The sequence below is a fragment of the Promicromonospora sukumoe 327MFSha3.1 genome (assembly GCF_000385135.1).
Lineage (GTDB): Bacteria > Actinomycetota > Actinomycetes > Actinomycetales > Cellulomonadaceae > Promicromonospora > Promicromonospora sukumoe_B.
Genome location: NZ_ARQM01000002.1, coordinates 133655 through 146483, shown reverse-complemented (window position 1 = coordinate 146483; position 12829 = coordinate 133655). Strand labels below are relative to the sequence as shown.

The window sequence follows — 12829 nt, the reverse complement described above, 5'->3', positions numbered from 1 at the left end:
GCCCGGATCAGGGGTTCTGGACGGCCGCGAACGCGATGGCGGCGCTCGAGACGGTGACCGCGATGGTGGTCCGGACGACCGCCTCGCCGGCGGCGGACGCACCCCAGTCGCCCTGCTCGAGCTCCTTGCCGCGCGTGTAGACCGCGCCGGACCAGGGGATGTCCTTGTCGAGGACCGGCAGGCTGCCGCTGGCGGAGAGCAGGGCCCCGAGCACCGCGGTGCGGGGGGCCGGGACTGCGCCGTCGGCCAGCACGGGGCGGACGGCGGCGACCAGCTCCGCCCGGCGGGGCGTGCCGCCGTCGGTCAGGGCGGTGGTGGGGATGAACCCGAGCGCCTTGCGCTTCTCGCGGCCCACGTGGCCGCGCTCGACGAGCCGGTCGAGCAGCGGCTCGCGCAGGTAGGGTCCCACCTCGGCGAGGAAGGTCTGCGCGCCGCGCGGCTTCTGGACGAGCAGGTCCCAGCGTTCGCGCAGCAGCGGGTCGGCGGGCGGGCTGCCGGCGTTCGCGGTGACCCGGTTGCCGGTCAGGCCGGGCTTGCTGTCGATCTCGACGTGGCCGCCCACCGCGAGCTCGGTGAGCACCGCGCCGGCCAGCGTGTAGAACAAGGTGTTCTCGCCCGCGATGGTGCCCGACCGGGGGTCGAACAGCAGCAGGAGCAGGTCCTCGGCGATCAGCGGGGTCGCGGGCGTGGCAGGTGCGGTCATCGTCTCGTCCGTCCGTCGGGGTCGGGTCTCGGGGTGCTGCGGGGACTCTGGTTCACGACGAGGTCCTCGGCGTCGAGCCGTTCGTCAGTCTCGCCGGTGACGATCAGGTGCGCGCGGTAGAGCACCTCGAGCTGGGCCGGGTGGTACAGCTCGCGCAGCGCCGGGACGATGGCGCTCTCCGTCCGCCCGGGCCCGTGCAGCGAGTGCGACTCGGCCTCACCGAGCGCGGGATACGCCGTGAGCTGGTCGCGCAGCAGGGGCGCGATGCGCTCGGCGAGGGCCTGCCTGGTCGCGCGGTCGGCGTCGGCGGGCAGGGCCTGGAACTCGTCGTCGGCGGCCGTCACCGGCTGCTCGTGCATCATCGTGCGCAGGGCGTCCATGGCGTCGTCGTCGAACACCTGCGCGTAGATCATCAGCATGGACCGGTCGACGTCGGACAGCTCGCCGCCGACGGCGCTGAACCCGGCGGGCAGGTCCGCCGGGGCGCGGTGGCGCAGGATCACCGCGAGCTCGGCCCGGACGCGCTGGAGCCGGGTGATCGTGGCCTCCAGCTCGGAGTCGAGCACGCGCAGCGCCTCGTCGGGGTCCTGGTCGGCGCGGCCCATCGAGGCGATCTGCGCGAGCGGCACGCCGAGGTCGCTCAGCCGCTTGATCTGCAGCAGCCGCACCAGGTGCGCCGTCTCGTACTGCTTGTAGCCGTTGGACCGGCGGGCAGGCTCGTCCAGCAGGCCGATCTCGTGGTAGTGCCGCACGGCCTTGATGGTGGTTCCCGCGATCTCCGCGAGCTGACGGGTGCTCCAGGCCACGGTCCGCTCCTCTCGGTCCGCCGGCGGGAACGCCGACGGACAAGAGTTCAAACCATGCCCCAGGGGCACGGTCAAGCCCGCCCGGCGGCGCGCCCGCCCCGTACCGAGGGCGGGCGCGCCGGACGGCGTCAGAACTGGCCGGGCACGTAGCCACCGGCGGGCTGCCGGTTGATGACGTTGATCCGGTTGTACGCGTTGATGAGCGCGATCAGGGAGATCAGCGCGGCGAGCTGGTCCTCGTCGAAGTGCTTGGCCGCCAGGGTCCAGGTCTCGTCCGAGACCCCGCCCGACGCGTCCGCGAGCCGCGTCCCCTCCTCGGCCAGCTCGAGCGCCGCCCGCTCCGGCTCGGTGAACACCGTCGCCTCCCGCCAGGTGGCGACCAGGTTGAGGCGGAGCTGCGTCTCACCCGCGGCGAGCGCGTCCTTGGTGTGCATGTCGGTGCAGAACCCGCAGCCGTTGATCTGGCTGGCGCGGATCTTCACGAGCTCCTGGGTGACGGCGGGCAGCGTCGAGTCCACGATCAGCTTGTTCGCGGAGTTGAAGTGCCGCAGGACCTTTCCGGCGACGGGGTTGCCGAAGTAGTCGATCCTGGCTTCCATGTGTTTCTGCCTCCTTGGTCAGGGTGGGCCCGGAGCCGGGCCCGGAGACATGACCGGGACCGGCCCGGAAACGTGACCGGCCGCGACGGAACAGGTCTGTCTGCCCGTGGCGAATCCACCTCCCGCCGCGCCCGCCGCGAGGTGTGTGATGGGCTCATGGACGATTCCGAGGCGCTGGACGCCTACTCGGCGTCGATCGTGCGCGTCGTCGACGCCGTGCTGCCGTCGGTCGCGGCGCTCTCGGTGCGCACGCCCCGCGGCGCCGGGGCCGGCAGCGCCTCCGTCATCCCGGGGGAGCGGCTGCTGCTCACCAGCGCCCACGTCGTGGAGGGCGGCGGCGAGGTACGCGCCGCCTTCTCCGACGGGTCCGAGGTCGCGGCCCGGGTGGTCGGCCGCGACCCGCTCTCCGACCTCGCGGTGCTCCGGGCCGACGACGTCGTGCCGCCCGCCCTGACCCTCGGCGACGCGGCGACGCTGCGCGTGGGGCAGCTCGTCGTCGCGCTCGGCAACCCCCGCGGCCTGGCCGGCAGCGTCACCGCCGGCATCGTGTCCGCCCTCGGCCGCTCCCTGCCCACCGGGGCCGGCCGGATCATCGACGAGGTGGTGCAGACCGACGCCGCGCTCAACCCCGGCAACAGCGGCGGGGCGCTCGCGGACACGGCCGGCCGGCTCGTCGGCGTCAACACCGCCGTCGCCGGCATCGGCCTGGGGCTGGCTGTGCCGGTCAACGCCACCACCCGCGCGATCATCGACACCCTGGTGCGCGACGGGCGGGTGCGGCGCGCCTGGCTCGGCATCGCCGGCACGCAGGTGGTGCTGCCCGAGCCCGTCGCGGAACGGGTCGGGTCGAAGACAGGCATGCGGGTGGCCGAGGTCATCGCCCGCTCGCCCGCCGACCTCGCGGGGATCCGCCGCGGCGACATCCTCGTGGCGATCGACGGCGCCACCGTCGTGACCACCACCGCCGTGCAGCGGCTCATGGTGGGCGACGCCATCGGCCGGCGCACCGAGGTGACCGTGTGGCGCAACGGCGCCCTCGTCGACGCGGTGGTGCTCCCGGAGGAGCTCGTCTCCGCGTCGTGAGGGCGCCGCCCCGCTTACCCGGCCGCGTCCACCAGGAGCCGGGCGAGCTCCGCCGGCCGCGAGAACATGGGCCAGTGGCCCGAGTCGAGGTCGACCAGGTCGACCTGCTTGGCCCGCGCGAGCTCCGGCACGTCGCCCGAGTCGATCCACTCCTGGGCCTGGGCGGGCGAGAACTCGGGGCACACGACCACGACGGGCACGCCGAACCGGCGCTCGTCGGTCAGGTGCACCACACCCTTGGCGACGCCCTCGGGCACCGGAACGGCCCGGGCCGAGAAGGTGGCGCGGGCCTCGGCGTCGAGGTCGTCCGAGTCCGGGCCCGCGAACGGCTCCCAGCCCGGGAACGCCATCACGCCGTCCGTGACCGGGAACAGGTCGGCGTAGGGCTTGCCGTCGTCCCACGGGAACCCGCCGACCAGCACGACGCCGGCCACGGCGTCCGGCCGCGCGTCGGCCGCCAGCCAGGCCAGGGTGCAGGCCGCGGAGTGCCCCACGACCAGCGTCCGGCCCGACGCCGCGTCCACGGCCGCGAGCACCGCGGCGACCTGGTCGTCCAGCGTGGCGTCCGTGCGCCCGTCGCCCTGGCCGGGCAGCGTGACCGGCACCGCCCGGTGGCCGAGCGCCTCGATCCGCGGGACGACGTCGTCCCAGGCCGAACCGTCGAGCCAGAGGCCGCCGATGAGCAGGATGTCCATGATTCTCTCCCGTACCGATCGAGCTGAGATGAGGTGCGGCGCGCTGCCGACCACACCAACGGTAGGACCGGTTCCGGACGATCCGCTTCCGGATCAGAAAACCTGCACGACGCCGATGAATTTGCCGCGACGCTCCCGTCCATCCCCGTAGAAAATGCCCGCAGCAGGCCGCACCGCGCGGCCGTCACGACAGGAGATCCACCCCATGCGCACCATCGTCGCCACGCACTTCGTCTCCCTCGACGGCAAGGTCGACCCCACCGGCGGGGACCCCGAGCTGCACGACACGGCGTGGACCTATCGGACCGTCGAGATGGTCCCGGAGGCCTACGAGCTCAAGGGCCGCGAGCAGGAGGAGGCCGGCGCGCTGCTGCTCGGCCGCGCCAGCTACCAGATGTTCGCGCCCGTCTGGCCCGACATGGCCGAGTTCACGCGCTACAACGAGCTGCCCAAGTACGTCGTCTCCACGACGCTGACCGACGCCGACCTGGCCGACGGTTGGGGCGAGACCACCATCCTCCGCTCGCTGGACGACGTCGCCCGGCTCCGCGAGACCGACGGCGGCGAGATCCAGGTGCACGGCAGCGTGAGCCTGACCCGGGCGCTCGCGGACGCCGGCCTCGTCGACGCCTACCACCTCCTGGTCTTCCCGGTGATCCTGGGCCAGGGCAAGCCCCTGTTCAGCGACACCGACAAGCCCGCCCAGCGCCTCAAGCTCACCGAGCACGAGGTGTACTCGAACGGCATCCAGAAGCAGGTCTTCGAGGTGCTGCGCTGACATAGCCTGCAGGGGTGCCGTCCGAGACCAGCCCCACCGCACGCGCCCTGCGCACCCTGGAGATCCTCCAGACCCGCCCGGGTACGACGGCGGACGAGCTCGGCGCGCGGCTCGGCGTCACCGAGCGGGCCGCGCGCCGGTACGTCGAGATCCTGCGGGAGGCCGGGATCCCGGTGTCGTCCGTCCGGGGGCCGCACGGTGGGTACCGGCTCGGGCGGGGCACCCGGCTGCCGCCGGTCACGTTCACCCAGACCGAGGCGCTCGGCCTGGTCATGGCCGTGCTCGACAGCCACCCCGAGGCCGACGACCTCGTCAGCACCGCGCTCGGCAAGGTGATCCGGGCCCTGCCCGAGGACGTCGGCCGGCAGGCCGCCACGCTGCGCGAGCACGCGTCGGCGGCCCCGGACCGGTACGCGGCCCGCCCGGACACGGCAGTCACCAGCGAGCTCGTGGCCGCCGTCGCCGCCCGACGGCGCGTGCTGGTCACCTACCGCGGCGAGTCCGGCAGCGAGTGGGTCGCCGAGGTGGACCCCTGGGCCGTCGTCGTGCGGTACGGGCGCTGGTACCTCCTGTGCCACTCCCACCGCGCCGACGCCGTCCGCACCTACCGCGTGGACCGCGTGCTCGCCGTCGAGCACACGGACCGGGCCTTCGAGCCGCCCGCCGACCTCGACCCCGTGGCGGCGCTCGAGGAGCACCTGGGGACCGGTTGGCAGTTCACCACGCGCGTCGTCTTCGACGCCCCGCTCGCCGACGTCGCGCCCTGGGTCGGCGCGCAGATGGGCCGGCTGGAGGCCGCGGGGGAGGAGCGGTGCGTGCTGACGGGCACCACCCGCAACCCCGCGATGTACGCGCAGGAGTGGCTGGCTAGCGTGCCGTTCGCGTTCCGGGTGGAGGACGGCCCGGAGCTGCGGGCGGCGGTGGCGACGCTGGCGGCGCGCCTGGCGGCGGCGGTGGGCGAGGCGGCGGCCGACGGCTCGAAGTCGAACGGGCCCTGATCGCCGGCCGGCGACAAGGCCCGCGCTGATGCGCCCCTTCGATGGGCAAATTGCTTGCCATCAGATCGGTGATTTCGTCGCACAGTGACGAAATCGAGGCTCTGATTGCGTGTCACGTGTACGCTCGGTCGCATGCTCATCCGGTTCGAGGTCACCAACTTCCGGTCCATCGCGGACCCGGTCGGCCTGTCCCTGGTCGCCATCGACCGGGATCGCGAGGCTGCCCGGCCGGCCAAGAGGCTGGGCGAGAGTCTGCTGACCCGTGCCGCGGTCTACGGCCCGAACGCGTCCGGTAAGTCGAACCTCCTGGTGGCGCTCATCTGGCTGCGTGACGCGGTGACCGACTCGCTCCACGCCTGGGACGACCGGATCCCGGTGGACCCGTTCGCCTTCGGCGAGGGCGGCGAGTCGCCGAGCGAGTTCGTGCTCGACCTCCTGGTCGACGGGGTGCGGTTCGAGTACGTCCTCGAGCTCGACGCCGAGCAGGTGCACCACGAGGCGCTCTACCACTACCCGGAGCGCCGGCGGCGGACCCTGTTCGAGCGTGAGGCGGGTGACCTCAACCTGCACCGGAGCCTCGGTTCGCCCGCCGGCGCCCGAGAGCTGCTGACCCCGACGTCGCTGGCCGTCACGATCCTGAACCGCCTTCGGGTCGAGCCGGTACAGGGCTTCTTCGACGGACTCGCGGGCTTCGAGGCAGCGGGCATGGAGCGGGTGGCACGCCGGACCCTCGCACCGGGCAGGTACCTGCGCGCGCTGTTCGACGACGCGATGCCAGGGCCAGATCCGCGGATGCCGGACGGCGAGCGCGCCCGCCAGCGGGAGCAGGCGAGGTCGCTGCTACGCATGGCGGACCTCGGGATCCGTGACGTCACGGTGGTCGACGCCCGCAACCCGATGGTGGACCTCCGGTCGATGACTGAGGCACTGCTCTACGGCCCCGAGCGAGCCGACCGCTCCGTCCAGCTCGTCCACGAGGACGGCGGGACAGGTCGGTCGCTCCCGTTCCACGAGGAGTCGGCGGGTACGCACGCCTGGTACTCGGCCATCGGCACGGTGCTGCCGGCCCTGCACGGCGGCTCGCCCGTCGTCTTCGACGAGCTCGACGCCAGCCTGCACCCGACACTCGCGGCGCAGCTGCTGCGGATCTTCGCCGACCCGGCGATCAACCCGAAGGGTGCGCAGCTGATCTTCAGCTCGCACGACACGAGTCTGCTGGCGCACCTCAACCGGGACGAGGTGTGGCTCACCGAGAAGCGCAGGAACGGCTCCACCAGGCTCGGCGCCCTCTCCGACTTCGCGGGCGAGCGGGTCCGCGCGTCGGTCAACCTCGAGAGCGCGTACCTGCACGGGAAGTTCGGAGCGCTGCCCGACGTCGACCAGGCCGGCTTCCTGCGGTCGCTCGGCCTGATCGGCTGAGGGGGTGGGCAGGCAAGGAGGGCGCGGGCGTCGGGAGAGCAAGCCGCTCAAGCGGAGCGCGGGGACGCGCCGGATGAGGAAGACGGTCTGGGTGTTCACCGAGGGCCGGAAGACCGAGCCCGACTACGTCCGGGCGCTGAAGCAGCTCGATCACGTGCGGGAGAGCACGAGCATCGAGATGGAGATCGCCCGCGATCACGTGGTGCCGTACCCGCTCGTGCAGAAGGCGCTGGCCAAGGCGGGCGTCGACGACGTGGACGAGGTCTGGTGCCTGTTCGACGTCGAGTCGCCGCAGGCGCATCCCCGGCTGCGCGAGGCGATCGAGCTCGCGGAGCAGGGAGGCGTGCGGGTCGCGGTGTCGAACCCGTGCTTCGAGGTCTGGCTGCTGCTGCACGATCGCGCGGTGAGCGGGAACCTGACGACGAGCCAGGCCGAGAAGCATGCCCAGGACCTGCTCGGGGTCGACGGCAAGAACATCGTCGACCCGTCCGCCCTGATCGGACGCCGGGCTGAGGCAGGCCGGCGCGCCGTCCGCCTGCGGGCGGGCCACCAGTCGGCGGGCACGAGGTTCCCGGACGACAACCCGTCCACCACGGTGGACCTGTTCGTCGAGTCGGTGGAGCGCGCGCCGCCACGACGTCCGGCTGACGGCGCGCTTGTGGACGACCCGCGCTGCGGTCAGTCCCGCGCCCGACGCTCCAGGTCGGCCAGGGCCGCCGGCAGGTCCGCCAGGGCGGCCAGCGCCAGGCCCTGGCACAGGTCGACCACGCCGTCGTACACCCGGGAGTCGTGCGCGTACGCGCGGGAGTGGTCGCGCACGTGGCCGGCCAGCAGCAGGGCGTCGCGGTGGTCGCCGAGCACGGACTGGATCCGGTGGCCCACCGAGCCCAGGTCCTTGGTGCCCTTCCCGAGCAGCTCGACGGGCTCGCGCGTGATCGCGTCGCACGTGTGCCGCAGCCGGCGCGCGGCCTTGCGCAGCTCGTGGGCGGCGTCCGGGTCGGCGAGCCGGGGCGCCGTCCGCAGGGTGCGGACCGCCTGGCAGTGCGCCGTCCGGCGGGCCGCCTTTTTGGCCGGCTGACCCGCCCGGGCGCCGAGCCGGGGCAGCGTGGCCCACTCGGTCAGCAGCCGGTCCAGGTCGCGGCTGTGCTCCGACCGGGTCCAGCGGACCGCCTCGTCGTGCGCGTGCAGGTGGGCCGCCCACAGCGGGTCGACCAGCGCGGAGCGGGGCTTGTCGTCGAGGCCGGCGGCGTCGGCGGCCGCCGCGGCCTGCTGCGCCCGGACCTCCAGGTCCCGCGCGTGCCCCAGCACGTCGCCCCACTCCTTGAGCTGGGACCGCAGCGCCGCGGCCGCGTCCCGGTCCAGGTAGCGCCGGAAGGCAGCCAGCACGTTGCGCAGCCGCCGCACCGAGGTGCGCAGCCGGTGCACGGCGTCGGGCTCGTCGGCCAGCGCCCGCGGCACGTCGTCCTGGATCTGGCGCACGAGGTCGCCGATGGCGAGGGTCAGCAGCTCGCCCGCGGTGTCGGGACGGTTCGTGGTGGCGATCCCGTCAGGCTACCGCGCGGTCTGCGCCGAACCCCCGGGAGCGGCCGGCGCGGGGCCAGGAAAATCCCTGGGGGCGCCGCACGGCCCGCTGATACGTTGCCGCACATCATGATCGAGGTCGACAGACTCTAGCCGCCGAACTGCCGGTGGCCCTCCAGCACAGGGCGCGGGCCGGACCCCCGTCCTCGCCAGAGCCTCCCCGGCACGTTCGCGACGCACCGGCCATCGGTCATGGTCTCGTGCGCGCGCTCTGTCGACAGCCCCTCCCGCATGGTCCCGTGCCAGGTCGACCGTGCCCCCTCGGTACCCGGACGGCTTCGTGCTGCCCTGCCGCCGTCGACTACCCCGCGTCCCCGGGTCCTGCCCGTGGTCGGTCGCGCCCTCAGCCCCGCTGATCGGCAACCGCACACGAAAGGCAGTTCATGCAGCATCGAACCTCCACCGCCGTCGACCTGACCGCCCGGAGCCGCTGGATGCGGATCCGCGACCACCTGACCGCGACCGGCAACCCGGACTTCCGGTTTCGGCAGGTGATCAGCGCCTGGCAGGGCTCGACGGCGGAGACGTTCGCGGACGTCCGCGCCCTCCCGTCGAACCTGCGCTCAGAGCTGGCCGAACGGTTCGGCCCGCGGCTCCACCCGCTCACCGCCGTCGAGGTCCAGCGCGACGACCACGTCGAGAAGGTGCTGTTCGCGGCCGAGTCGGGGGCGCGCATCGAGACCGTGGTGTCGCACTACCGGGCCGGCTGGGACTCGATGTGCGTGTCGTCCCAGGCCGGGTGCGGGCTGGGCTGCACCTTCTGCGCGACCGGCGCGGTCGGGCTGGTCCGCAACCTGACCGCCGACGAGATCACCGCCCAGGTGATGCACCCGCGCTGGACGCGCGAGGGGCTGCCCCGGCCTGCGAGCGTCGCCTTCATGGGGATGGGCGAGGCGCTCGCGAATCCGCACGTGTTCGACGCGCTGACCCTGCTCACCGACCCGGGCTACGCCGGGCTGTCGGCGCGGCGGGTCACCGTCTCGACCGTCGGGTTCGCGCCCAACCTCGACCGGCTGGTCGCGGAGCACCCGCAGGTGACCCTCACGCTGTCCGTGCACTCGCCGTTCCCCGGGCAGCGGGCCGAGCTCATCCCGCTGGAACGCCGGTACCCGCTGGCGGACAACCTCGCGATCCTCGACCGGCACGTGCGCACGACCCGGCGCAAGGTGTTCCTCGCGTACCTGCTCATCGCCGGCGTCAACGACGGCGAGGCCCATCTCGACGCGCTCGCCGACCTGGTGCGGCAGCGGTCCCGGCCGGAGCTGTTCCACGTGAGCGTCATCCGGTACAACGAGGCGGCCGGCGCCGACCCGGCCTACCGGGCGCCGTCGACGCGGCTCGTCGAGGGGTTCGTGCGGGGCCTTGTCGCCCGTGGGGTCCACGCCACCCGGCGTCGTCAGCTGGGGACGACGATCGACGCGGCGTGCGGCCAGCTGCACGCCCGCTACCTGTAGGGCGGGCTACCCGGGGCGCGTCAGGACAGCGGCGCCCGGACCACGTCGACGCCCAGCGCCTCGATCCGGCCGGTGTCGTCGTCGCCGAGCGCCGGGTCGCAGATCACCGTGTCGAGCTCGTCCAGCGACAGCACGCGGTACTTCGCGTAGCTGCCGAACTTGCCGCTGTCGGCGAGCAGCGCCGTCGTGGTCGCCGAGGCCATGGCGGCGCGCTTCGCCTCGATCTTGGCCTCCACGGGCGTGGTGACGCCGTGGCGCGCGTCCCACGAGCTGGAGGACAGGAACGCGACGTCCAGCGACAGCTCCGCCAGCGTCAGGGCCGCCAGGCGCCCGATCGTGGACTGGTTGTCGGGGTCCACACGCCCGCCCACGCTGATCAGGTCCACGCTCGGGTGGTCGAGGAACGCCTGCACCGTGCTCAGGTCGTTCGAGACCACGGTGAGCCCGGTGCGCTGCTCCAGGAACGGCCGCATGGCCTGCACCGTGGTGCCGGCGTCCAGGTAGACGGTCATGGAGTCGGTGACCAGCTCGGCCGCCGCGCGGGCGATGGCGGTCTTCTCGGCCAGCCCGGTCACGGCCTTCTCGGCGCGGCGCGGCTCGTTCAGCAGCCGGGTCACGAGCGTGGCGCCGCCCTGCGTGGCCTTGACGCGGCCCTGCTCGGCGAGCACCGCCACGTCCCGCCGCGCCGTCATCTGGCTGATGCCGAGAAGGTCGGTGATCTGCCGGTAGCTGAGCACCTGCTCGGTGCGCAGGTGCCGCAGGATCTGCTGCCTGCGCTGCTCCGGGATCAGGGCAGTCGTCTTCGCCATCGTCGCCTCCTGCGCGTCAGTCTAGAGTGCCGGGGTCCAGGGGCTGGACCACCGCTGGGCCAGCTCACCAATGTGCTCCGGCGTCAGCTCCCGACGCCGCGAACCCGCCGTGAGCAGGGCGATCCGGCACGCCTCCTCCAGCTCGGTGGCGCGGTCCACGGCCTCGTCCAGATCCGCTCCCGCGACGACGGCGCCGTGGCTGGCCAGCAGCGCCGCGCGCAGCGGCCACGGGGCGGCGAGCAGGTCGTCGCCCAGGGCCGGGTCGCCCGGGTGCCGGTAGGGGAGCAGGGGCGTCTGCCCCACCCGCATCACGAAGTACGGCGTCAGCGGCGGCACCGCGTTGTGCGCGGCCCACGGCTCCAGGCAGGCCAGCGCCACGGCGTGCGGCGAGTGCACGTGCACGACGGCGCGGTAGCCGTCCTCGCGCTGGTAGAACGCCGTGTGCAGGGGCGTCTCCTTGGAGGAGCGGGCCCCGCCCAGGTGCGTGCCGTCGAGCGCCACCTCGGCGATGCCGTCCGGCGTGAGCCGGCCCAGCGACGTGCCGGTGCCGCTGATCAGCACGCGGTCGCCGTCCCGCACGCTCACGTTGCCGCTGCTGCCCGGGCTCAGGCCCGCCTCGACGAGCTGGCGGCCGGCCGCGATCAGCGCAGTCGTGCTCATGCCAGCACCTCCCAGGCCGCGGTGAACAGATCCTCGCCGCCGAAGTTGCCGCTCTTCAGCGCCAGGGCCACGGTCCGGCCGGGGTCGCCGTCCACCCCGCCCACCGACCAGCAGACGCCGGGGGCCAGCTCCGGCCCGATGTGCAGGACCTGCACGCCGAGGGCACGCACCACCGAGCCGCTGCTCTCGCCGCCCGCGACGATCAGCGCGGTCACCGCACCGCGCTCCACGAGCCGCCGGGCCACGCCCGCGAGCACCCGCTCGACCACGGGCGCCACCTCAACGCCGTCCAGGTGCGAGCGGACGTCGGAGCGCTCGCGCGCCGCGCACACCACGGGGTGGCTCTGCGGCTCCTGCCGCTCCACCCAGTCGGCCAGCTCAGCGATGGTGCCCGCCTCGTCGGCGACCGCCGCGGCGACGTCGACCAGCCGGACCGGCTGGGTGCGCGCGGCGTGCGCGATCTGCGCCAGCGTCGTGGCGGACACGCTGCCGCACAGCACCGCGCCGCGTCCGCTCGTGGGCGGCGACCACAGGGCGTCGGGCAGGTGCGGGCCGGGGATGCCCAGCGCGAGGCCGGAACCGCCCGAGACCAGGACGTCGTCGGCCGTCGCGGCGCCGACCGTCACCAGGTCCACGTCCGCGGTCGCGTCGACCACGGCGTACCGGGCGTCCGACGCGTCCAGCGCCGCGCGGACGGCGTCCGCGCCGTCGCGCACGACGGGCAGGGTCACCTCGGCGACGTCGTACGACGTCTGCGGGCGCAGCAGGTCCGCGACGCGCGAGCGCGTCATGGGTGTCAGGGGGTGGTGCCGCATCGAGGAGTGCTCCAGCAGCTCGCGGCCCACGTACAGGTGGCCGTTGTAGACCGTGCGCCCGTTGGCCGGCAGCGAGGGGACGACGACGGCGCGGCGCGCGCCCACGGCGTCGGACACGGCGTCGAGCACCGGGCCGATGTTGCCCTCGTCGGTCGAGTCGAACGTGGAGCAGTACTTGACGTAGAACCGGTCCGCGCCCCAGGAGCGCAGGCGGTCCAGGGCGTCGAGCGAGGCGGTGACGGCCTCGGCGCGCGGCGCGGTGCGCGTCTTGAGCGCGACCACCACGGCGTCGACCTCCCGGAGCTGCTCGGGGGAGAGCGCGCCGTTCTCGATCACCACGGAGACGCGATGGCCCGCGGTGCGCAGCATGGTGGCGAGGTCGGTGGCGCCGGTGAAGTCGTCGGCGATGGATCCCAGCATGATCAGATC

Annotated in this window: 13 protein-coding genes and 1 pseudogene; 6 read left to right on the top strand and 8 right to left on the bottom strand. The window is 73.7% G+C overall.

All coding sequences use genetic code 11. From position 1 onward, the window contains the following. Window positions 1-7: 7 nt before the first annotated feature. From H291_RS0101470 to H291_RS0101460, 3 genes are all read right to left on the bottom strand, one after another. On the bottom strand, window positions 8-703 hold the full coding sequence (locus H291_RS0101470) for a GOLPH3/VPS74 family protein (protein ID WP_020013202.1): 696 nt from the start codon (window positions 701-703) through the stop codon (window positions 8-10). Next, window positions 700-1509: a helix-turn-helix domain-containing protein gene (locus H291_RS28205; protein WP_020013201.1), complete on the bottom strand. Its 810-nt coding sequence runs from the start codon at window positions 1507-1509 to the stop codon at window positions 700-702. Before H291_RS28205 ends, H291_RS0101470 begins: the two co-directional genes overlap by 4 nt. Window positions 1510-1637: 128 nt before the next feature. Continuing rightward, on the bottom strand, window positions 1638-2108 hold the full coding sequence (locus H291_RS0101460) for a carboxymuconolactone decarboxylase family protein (protein WP_020013200.1): 471 nt from the start codon (window positions 2106-2108) through the stop codon (window positions 1638-1640). A gap of 156 nt (window positions 2109-2264) precedes the next feature. Between H291_RS0101460 and H291_RS0101455 the strand changes: the two genes are divergently transcribed. Continuing rightward, window positions 2265-3191, top strand: coding sequence for a S1C family serine protease (locus H291_RS0101455; protein ID WP_020013199.1), 927 nt, complete (start codon window positions 2265-2267; stop codon window positions 3189-3191). A gap of 14 nt (window positions 3192-3205) precedes the next feature. Here H291_RS0101455 and H291_RS0101450 read toward each other — a convergent pair whose 3' ends face one another. Continuing rightward, the gene (locus H291_RS0101450; protein WP_020013198.1) at window positions 3206-3886 is read right to left on the bottom strand and encodes an alpha/beta fold hydrolase; all 681 of its coding nucleotides are present in this window, start codon (window positions 3884-3886) and stop codon (window positions 3206-3208) included. A gap of 205 nt (window positions 3887-4091) precedes the next feature. Here H291_RS0101450 and H291_RS0101445 point away from each other — a divergent pair, with 205 nt between their 5' ends. From H291_RS0101445 to H291_RS34890, 4 genes and pseudogenes are all read left to right on the top strand, one after another. Then, window positions 4092-4664 carry a dihydrofolate reductase family protein gene (locus H291_RS0101445; protein WP_020013197.1) on the top strand — a complete coding sequence of 191 codons (573 nt, stop codon included), beginning with the start codon at window positions 4092-4094 and terminating at the stop codon, window positions 4662-4664. Window positions 4665-4678: 14 nt separating this feature from the next. Beyond that, window positions 4679-5662, top strand: coding sequence for a helix-turn-helix transcriptional regulator (locus H291_RS0101440; protein WP_020013196.1), 984 nt, complete (start codon window positions 4679-4681; stop codon window positions 5660-5662). A gap of 132 nt (window positions 5663-5794) precedes the next feature. After that, the gene (locus H291_RS0101435) at window positions 5795-7081 is read left to right on the top strand and encodes an AAA family ATPase (RefSeq protein WP_020013195.1); all 1287 of its coding nucleotides are present in this window, start codon (window positions 5795-5797) and stop codon (window positions 7079-7081) included. 73 nt (window positions 7082-7154) lie between these two features. Continuing rightward, window positions 7155-7685: pseudogene (locus H291_RS34890) on the top strand (RloB family protein); the annotation flags it as partial. Window positions 7686-7759: 74 nt separating this feature from the next. Here H291_RS34890 and H291_RS34385 read toward each other — a convergent pair. After that, window positions 7760-8572, bottom strand: coding sequence for a CHAD domain-containing protein (locus H291_RS34385; protein WP_420038564.1), 813 nt, complete (start codon window positions 8570-8572; stop codon window positions 7760-7762). Between the two features lie 473 nt (window positions 8573-9045). On the opposite strand from H291_RS34385, the gene H291_RS0101415 reads away from it, so the two are divergent. Continuing rightward, window positions 9046-10116, top strand: a complete 1071-nt coding sequence (locus H291_RS0101415; protein ID WP_020013191.1) for a radical SAM protein — start codon at window positions 9046-9048, stop codon at window positions 10114-10116. Window positions 10117-10136: 20 nt separating this feature from the next. On the opposite strand, the gene H291_RS28200 is transcribed toward H291_RS0101415, so the two are convergent. From H291_RS28200 to otnK, 3 genes are read right to left on the bottom strand one after another with little or no spacing between them, the layout of a single operon-like run. Then, a complete protein-coding gene (locus tag H291_RS28200) occupies window positions 10137-10925 on the bottom strand; it encodes a DeoR/GlpR family DNA-binding transcription regulator (protein ID WP_020013190.1) in 789 nt (262 codons plus the stop codon). Window positions 10926-10946: 21 nt separating this feature from the next. Then, window positions 10947-11585, bottom strand: a complete 639-nt coding sequence (locus tag H291_RS0101405; protein WP_020013189.1) for a class II aldolase/adducin family protein — start codon at window positions 11583-11585, stop codon at window positions 10947-10949. Next, the gene (gene otnK / locus H291_RS0101400) at window positions 11582-12820 is read right to left on the bottom strand and encodes a 3-oxo-tetronate kinase (RefSeq protein WP_020013188.1); all 1239 of its coding nucleotides are present in this window, start codon (window positions 12818-12820) and stop codon (window positions 11582-11584) included. The genes H291_RS0101405 and otnK overlap by 4 nt, the downstream gene beginning before the upstream one ends. Window positions 12821-12829: the final 9 nt, after the last annotated feature.

Bases quoted from the DNA above. Each gene is read 5' to 3' on its own strand.
- H291_RS0101470 (WP_020013202.1), bottom strand. From the start codon at position 703: ATGACCGCACCTGCCACGCCCGCGACCCCGCTGATCGCCGAGGACCTG.
- H291_RS0101460 (WP_020013200.1), bottom strand. From the start codon at position 2,108: ATGGAAGCCAGGATCGACTACTTCGGCAACCCCGTCGCCGGAAAGGTC.
- H291_RS0101455 (WP_020013199.1), top strand. From the start codon at position 2,265: ATGGACGATTCCGAGGCGCTGGACGCCTACTCGGCGTCGATCGTGCGC.
- H291_RS0101450 (WP_020013198.1), bottom strand. From the start codon at position 3,886: ATGGACATCCTGCTCATCGGCGGCCTCTGGCTCGACGGTTCGGCCTGG.
- H291_RS0101445 (WP_020013197.1), top strand. From the start codon at position 4,092: ATGCGCACCATCGTCGCCACGCACTTCGTCTCCCTCGACGGCAAGGTC.
- H291_RS0101435 (WP_020013195.1), top strand. From the start codon at position 5,795: ATGCTCATCCGGTTCGAGGTCACCAACTTCCGGTCCATCGCGGACCCG.
- H291_RS0101415 (WP_020013191.1), top strand. From the start codon at position 9,046: ATGCAGCATCGAACCTCCACCGCCGTCGACCTGACCGCCCGGAGCCGC.
- H291_RS28200 (WP_020013190.1), bottom strand. From the start codon at position 10,925: ATGGCGAAGACGACTGCCCTGATCCCGGAGCAGCGCAGGCAGCAGATC.
- H291_RS0101405 (WP_020013189.1), bottom strand. From the start codon at position 11,585: ATGAGCACGACTGCGCTGATCGCGGCCGGCCGCCAGCTCGTCGAGGCG.
- otnK (WP_020013188.1), bottom strand. From the start codon at position 12,820: ATGCTGGGATCCATCGCCGACGACTTCACCGGCGCCACCGACCTCGCC.